5 protein-coding genes, 1 tRNA gene and 2 pseudogenes are annotated in these 6,311 nt (G+C 63.9%); 3 read left to right on the forward strand and 5 right to left on the reverse strand.

Going from position 1 to position 6,311, the window contains the following annotated elements; genetic code table 11:
• The 4 genes from hisD to EN879_RS20135 form a co-directional block, all read right to left on the reverse strand.
• Positions 1 to 892 (reverse strand): histidinol dehydrogenase (gene hisD / locus EN879_RS20120; protein ID WP_127274202.1); only part of this gene is annotated, 892 nt, incomplete at its 3' end.
• Between the two features lie 7 nt (positions 893 to 899).
• Entirely contained in the window at positions 900 to 1,334 is a 435-nt protein-coding gene (locus tag EN879_RS20125; protein ID WP_013530200.1) for a DUF2948 family protein, read from the reverse strand.
• A gap of 205 nt (positions 1,335 to 1,539) precedes the next feature.
• Entirely contained in the window at positions 1,540 to 2,832 is a 1,293-nt protein-coding gene (gene murA / locus EN879_RS20130) for a UDP-N-acetylglucosamine 1-carboxyvinyltransferase (RefSeq protein ID WP_013530201.1), read from the reverse strand.
• A gap of 130 nt (positions 2,833 to 2,962) precedes the next feature.
• Positions 2,963 to 3,157: a hypothetical protein gene (locus EN879_RS20135; RefSeq protein WP_013530202.1), complete on the reverse strand. Its 195-nt coding sequence runs from the start codon at positions 3,155 to 3,157 to the stop codon at positions 2,963 to 2,965.
• Between the two features lie 159 nt (positions 3,158 to 3,316).
• On the opposite strand from EN879_RS20135, the gene EN879_RS20140 reads away from it, so the two are divergent.
• The 3 genes and pseudogenes from EN879_RS20140 (at position 3,317) to EN879_RS20150 (ending at position 5,868) form a co-directional block, all read left to right on the forward strand.
• A tRNA-Thr gene (locus EN879_RS20140) sits at positions 3,317 to 3,391 on the forward strand.
• A gap of 320 nt (positions 3,392 to 3,711) precedes the next feature.
• Positions 3,712 to 5,500, forward strand: a pseudogene (locus EN879_RS20145) (DUF882 domain-containing protein).
• Between the two features lie 176 nt (positions 5,501 to 5,676).
• Positions 5,677 to 5,868, forward strand: coding sequence for a hypothetical protein (locus tag EN879_RS20150; RefSeq protein ID WP_013529739.1), 192 nt, complete (start codon positions 5,677 to 5,679; stop codon positions 5,866 to 5,868).
• Between the two features lie 87 nt (positions 5,869 to 5,955).
• On the opposite strand, the pseudogene EN879_RS20155 reads toward EN879_RS20150, so the two are convergent.
• A pseudogene (locus tag EN879_RS20155) lies at positions 5,956 to 6,311 on the reverse strand (keto-deoxy-phosphogluconate aldolase); the annotation flags it as partial.

A 6,311-nucleotide genomic window follows, 5' to 3' on the forward strand; every position in this document is an offset into this window, starting at 1 on the left:
CCGTTTCAGCGCGTGGCAGGCTCTGCAACTGGCGCTCGACCGCCTGTTCGACCGCGATGCCGAAAGCCGGATCGTCGGTGACCAGGATCGACTGCGCCGAAGCGTCGTGTTCTGCCTGGGCCAGCAGGTCGGCAGCGATCCAGTTCGGATCGTTGCTGCCGTCGGCCACGACAAGCACTTCCGATGGCCCGGCGATCATGTCGATGCCGACGGTGCCGAAAACCTGGCGCTTGGCTGCCGCGACATAGGCATTGCCCGGGCCGACGATCTTGGCGACCGGCCGGATTGTCTCGGTGCCATAGGCGAGGGCGGCGATCGCCTGCGCGCCGCCGACGCGGTAGATTTCGGACACGCCTGATATGTCCGCTGCCACCAGCACCAGCGGATTGATGATGCCGCCCGGCGCCGGCACGACCATGACGATGCGCTCGACGCCGGCCACTCTGGCCGGCACGGCGTTCATCAGCACCGAGCTCGGATAGCTCGCCGTACCGCCCGGCACATAGAGCCCGACGGCCTCGATCGCCGTCCAACGCCAGCCGAGCTCGACGCCGGCGGCATCTGTATAGCGATCGTCCTTCGGCCGCTGCCGTTCATGATGCGAGCGGATGCGGTCGCGCGCGAACTCCAGCGCCTCGATCGTCTTTGGGTCGGCCGTTTCGTAGGCGGTTGCGATGTCTTCCTTAGACACGGCAATGCCGAGGCCGGTCAAATCGGCGCGATCGAATTTCCGCGTATAGTCGATCAGTGCCGCGTCGCCCTCGGCGCGCACGCGCGCGATGATGTCGCGCACCGCGGCATCGACATCGGCGGAGACCTCCCGCTTGGTCGTGAGGAAGGCGGCGAAACGTTGCTCGAAATCGGCATCGGACTGACGAAGCGTGATGGCCATCGGACGCTCAGGCCTTGTGGATGGGGCGCGAGGTGGCTTCCCACGCCCCGCCGATGTCGGCAAGACGGGCCTCGATGCACTCGACGTCGAGCATGATCGCACCGCCGCCCGAGAAGATCAGCTCGACGATGCCGGCCGGCTTGCTGATCTCGATGAAGCTGATCGCCAGCAGCGACAGGACTTCGGCAGGCTTGTCGCGGTCAATACCGCTGGTCTTGGCCCCGAGCACGCGGTCGAAATGCAGCACGGCCTGCCGTCGCTCATTATGCTGGCGAAACAGGCCGGATTTTGCCTCCCAGACGAAACGGTTCATGGTCAGCAGGAAACGCTTGGCCGCGGGGAGGAATTCGAGGTCGCTGACTTTCAGCACGGCATCCTGGACATGAGCCGAAACGATGCTCAGATCCTGGTCGTCGAGCGCGATAAGCTTAAGGGCGGTCATACGGATTTCGCACCTGAAGGTTGATTGTTCAGCCTTCTGTTAGGCGGTCTTGGCGATCGGTGCAACCGCACCAACAGCTGCAGCTCTGCGCTGCCCCTCATCGCCCTGCCGGGCACTTCTCCCCGGATAGTGACGGGGAGAAGGACGCTGCCGCGAAGGATTTCGCCAATCTCCTGCGCTGCTAGAGAGGAGCCGAGGTCGCGGGCTACGCCGAAATCCGTTCGATCACCGCGCCGCAGTTGGACAGCTTTTCTTCCAGCCGCTCGAAGCCGCGATCGAGGTGGTAGACGCGGTTGACCGTGGTCTCGCCTTCCGCCGCCAGGCCGGCGATGACCAGCGAGACAGAGGCGCGAAGATCGGTCGCCATGACCGGCGCGCCCTTCAGCTTCGGCACGCCGTCGACGATCGCCGTCTGGCCCGAAAGCGTGATGTGAGCGCCGAGCCGCGCCAGTTCCTGCACATGCATGAAGCGGTTCTCGAAGATCGTCTCGGTGATGCGCGACTTACCCTTGGCCATGGTCATCAGGCCCATGAACTGCGCCTGCAAATCGGTCGGGAAGGCCGGGAAGGGTGCTGTCGTCACGTCGACCGGCGAAATGCCGGCGCCGTTGCGCCTCACCCGGATGCCGGAATTGGTCGGCGTGATCTCCGCACCCGTCTGGGCGATCACGTCCAGTGCGGTCTGCAGCAGGTCCGCACGCGCGCCTTCGAGCACGACGTCGCCGCCGGTCATGGCGACGGCCATCGCATAGGTGCCGGTCTCGATGCGGTCGGGAATGACGCGCACGCGCGCACCGGAGAGCGATTCGACGCCGTCGATGGCAATGGTTGGCGTGCCGGCGCCGGAAATCTTCGCGCCCATGGCGTTGAGGCACTCGGCCAGATTGACGATCTCGGGCTCGCAGGCGGCATTTTCCAGCACCGTCTCGCCCTTGGCGAGTGCCGCGGCCATCATCAGCACATGGGTGGCGCCGACCGAGACCTTCGGGAAGATATAGCGGTTGCCGACAAGGCGGCCATTCCGGGTCTTGGCGATGACATAGCCGGTGTCGACGTCGATATCAGCGCCCAGCGCCTGGAGGCCCTCGAGGAACAGATCGACCGGCCGCGTGCCGATGGCGCAACCGCCCGGCAGCGACACTTTTGCTTCGCCCATGCGCGCCAGCAGCGGGCCGATCACCCAGAACGAGGCGCGCATCTTCGACACCAGCTCGTAGGGCGCTGTGGTGTCGACGATGTTGCGGGCGGAGAAGTTGATGGTGCGCGAATAGCCCTCATTCTGCTTCTCGCGGCGGCCATTGACCGAATAATCGACGCCGTGATTGCCCAGGATGCGGATCAGCTGCTCAACATCGGCCAGATGCGGCACGTTTTCCAGCGTCAGTGTGTCGTCGGTCAAAAGCGAGGCGATCATCAAAGGCAGCGCCGCGTTTTTCGCGCCCGAGATCGGAATGCTTCCGGAGAGCTTGTTGCCCCCGACAATTCTGATGCGATCCATGGAAGAACGTCCCTCTCGGCCAAAAAAGGGCCGGTTCAATCGTTTGAGTAGCGGCCCGTCTAGACCATTGGCCAATCTGGTTCAAGAAATAGGATTTCGCCCACCCCAGGCCAAGAGTGACCTATTTGAGTTAATCTTTTTGTATTTTCTTCGATGCAGCGAGCCCGTCCGGACGCAGGTCGGCCTCGCCGGTCCGCCGCGAGCGCGACTGCGCCTTGCGCTTCTGCAGATTGGCGCGCAATTGCTCGGCGAGCCGATCCTTGCGGATTGTTGCGCTGCTTTTCGGTGGACCATCCTTTTTCACTGGAATTGTCTTGTCGTCCATCGCCCATCCCGCCGGCGACCCACCAGCTTGCTGTTCAGGGATAGCCAACATTGTGGCACTGCCATGTCATTAAAAGCCATCCGGCAAAGCCTTTCACAGAAGCGTTGCACTTGGCCTTGCGCTTGCCGGTTCGATATGGCAGAAGCCCCGCCATCAGCGGCTGCGGTAGCTCAGTGGTAGAGCACTCCCTTGGTAAGGGAGAGGTCGAGAGTTCAATCCTCTCTCGCAGCACCAGTTTCCAACATCCCTGTTGCCGCACGATCGTCCTCTGCATTTGCGAGGGCGAGGCGGGTACATGGGATGGCGCGGCCCTCGTGCCGGCAGACCCGATCAGCGGTTCATTGCTTCAGAAAATGGCTGCCACAGGCAAATCCAGCCGAAGCGCATTCCGGCAAGACACGATTCATTAACCAAGATGCTATTCATCGACATGACGTATTGTGGCATGGATGCCCGTCTTCGCCGGTCAGATCCATGCTTGTCAGGAAGAGGGCCGAAAGGCTCCTGATCTGGGCGGAAATCTAAATCGCCCGAAACAAAAGAACGTGCAAGGCATGAACGTGAGCGAAAACGTGCAAAACGCCCCCGGTGCTTCCCGTCTTTGGACCCTGCCTGCCATCATCGCAGCGTTCCTTTGCCTGTGCGCTACCGGCGCGTTCGCGGAGACGCGTGCTTTGAGGATTCAACATCTCCATACGGGCGAGAAGGCTGAAATCGTCTTCAAGCGCAATGGGCGCTATGATCCGGCGGGATTGAAGAAGATCAATCTCATGCTGCGCGACTGGCGTCGCAACGAACCGACGAAGATGGATCCGCGCCTGCTCGATCTTGTCTGGCAGGCCTATCGCGCCAGCGGCTCGACAGCCTATATCCATGTGGTCAGCGCCTATCGTTCGCCGGCGACGAACGCCATGCTGCGCAGCCGCTCGAAGGGTGTGGCCCGGGAGAGCCAACACATGGTTGGCCGCGCGATGGACTTCTTCCTGCCGGATGTGCCGCTGAAGAAACTGCGCGACATCGGCCTCAAAATGCAGGGCGGCGGCGTGGGTTATTACCCCACCTCCGGTTCGCCTTTCATACACATGGATGTCGGCAATGTGCGGCATTGGCCGGGCATCAGCCGCCAGGAACTCGCCAAGGTATTTCCGAACGGCAACACACTGCATGTGCCGAGCGACGGCAGGCCGCTGCCCGGCTTTGAGCAGGCGCTCGCCTCCTACAAGGCGCGCAAGGGATCGGGCTCGCCGGCCATCGAGATGGCCAGTGCCGGCGGCAGCAGCAAGAAATCGGGTGGATTCCTGTCGGCTTTCTTCGGTGGCGGCGGCGACGACGAGGCCGACGACAGCGCCGATGTCGAGACCGCTTCGGCCGCCCCCCCGCCCAAGGCGAGAAACCTGAAGCCGGCAGCGGCGGCCAAGACCAGCAACCTCCCGGGCATCGCCATCGTGGCGCCGGAGAATGCGCGGCGCGCCGAGATTCCGCAGGTGACCGAACAGCAGGCTCCGGAGCCTGCTGTTCGGTCACCTGCGGAATCTCGGCGCGCAGCAGCCTGAGAATGTTCCCTTCGCGATGGCGGAGGCGACAGCCACCACCGAGCAGGCCGTGGCGACCGCGCATGCGCCGGCGAGCGTTCCTTTCGGCATGGCCGATGCAACGGCTTCGGCTGATGCGACCCAGGTCGCGGTCAACAACATACCGTTGCCGACATGGCGTCCCGACAATTCGCTGCCGGCCGCTCTGGCTGCGCCGCCCAGCAAGGATGTGCTGATGGCGCTGGCCGAGACGGCCGACCAAGGCAAGACCGCGACCGATGCGTTCTCGGTGCTGCCGACGGCGCGGCCCGAGATGGCCAGGCCGGACGCGGTCAAGGCCGTGCTCGACGAGGCCAATGCCCAGGTCGGTGCGGCCGATTACCAGCTTGCTTCCTTGTCCGGGTCCGAGCCGCGTTCGGCGTTCAACGATCCGGGCACCAACACCGCATCGCCGCGCGATGCTGTCGTGGCCCGCCCAGTCGGTTCCGATCCGGCCGCCGCGATCGGCGCCGGCGTCAAGACGACCCGCAAGGAATCGAGAGCCACCGCCCGCGACCTGAAGCCAGGCCCCAAGGCCATGGTGGTTGCAGCCGCACCGCAGGCCGCCCGTTGGGCCTTGACCAGCGGCGAGCAGGTCGCCACCGTTTCAAGCGCGACGACGGCGCCGGGTTACGCCTACAGCATCGTGCACACGCCGCCGAGCGAGGTCTACACCGCTGGCTTCCAGCCGAGCAGCCAGGTGGCCGATGCCAATCGCTTCACCGGCAACGCCGTCAAGTTCATGTCGGTAGCCCGCTTCCAGACCAAATGACGGCAAATCAACCGACAAAGCCGCGCCGGGCAACCAGCGCGGCTTTTTGCTGCGTGGCCGGATCCGGTCGCGCGGCCCGCCGGCTTCCGATCACACCGGCCTGACATTGCCGTGATCGTGGAACGCCTCGGGCCGTCAACGGTTTCTCCCTCGTTCGTTCAAACCCGGGGATACCCATGAAGAAGATTCTACTGGCATCGGTCATCGCGTTGGCAACCGCTTCGGCGGCCATCGCCCCTACGCAGGCCGAAACCATTGTCGTCAAGACCCACGATCACATGCACATGAAGAAGCACTGCCGGACCAAGGTTGTCACGACCTGGAAGCATCATCATAGGGTGGTCAGGGAAGTCAGGGTCTGCAACTGATCCGGCCAAGGCAGGCCTGGAAAAAACATCCGGCGGAAGCCCGGTCGACGCAAGTCGGCCGGGTTTTTCCATGCCGCCATGAAAGCCTTATTTTGTGAGCTTGCTCGCCGCGCGCGCCAAGCCTTCGATCTCGTCCCATTTGCCGGCCTTGACGAGGTCGTCGGGCGCCACCCAGGAACCGCCGACGCAGACCACGTTGGGCAGGCTTAGATAGTCAGCCGCGTTCTTGGCCGAGATGCCGCCGGTCGGGCAGAATTTCACATCGGCGAGCGGCGAGGCGAAGGCCTTCAGCGAAGCGATGCCGCCCGACTGCTCGGCCGGGAAGAATTTCAGGAAGCGCAAGCCGGCTTCGCGCGCGGCCATGATCTCGCCGGGGGTGATCGCACCGGGCAGCAGCGGAACATCGCTGGCGGCGGCTGCCGACAGAAGCTCGCGGGTGATGC

The sequence above is a fragment of the Mesorhizobium sp. M7A.F.Ca.AU.002.02.1.1 genome (assembly GCF_003998535.1).
Classification (GTDB): Bacteria; Pseudomonadota; Alphaproteobacteria; order Rhizobiales; family Rhizobiaceae; genus Mesorhizobium; species Mesorhizobium ciceri.

Bases quoted from the DNA above. Each gene is read 5' to 3' on its own strand.
- EN879_RS20125 (WP_013530200.1), bottom strand. From the start codon at position 1,334: ATGACCGCCCTTAAGCTTATCGCGCTCGACGACCAGGATCTGAGCATC.
- murA (WP_013530201.1), bottom strand. From the start codon at position 2,832: ATGGATCGCATCAGAATTGTCGGGGGCAACAAGCTCTCCGGAAGCATT.
- EN879_RS20135 (WP_013530202.1), bottom strand. From the start codon at position 3,157: ATGGACGACAAGACAATTCCAGTGAAAAAGGATGGTCCACCGAAAAGC.
- EN879_RS20150 (WP_013529739.1), top strand. From the start codon at position 5,677: ATGAAGAAGATTCTACTGGCATCGGTCATCGCGTTGGCAACCGCTTCG.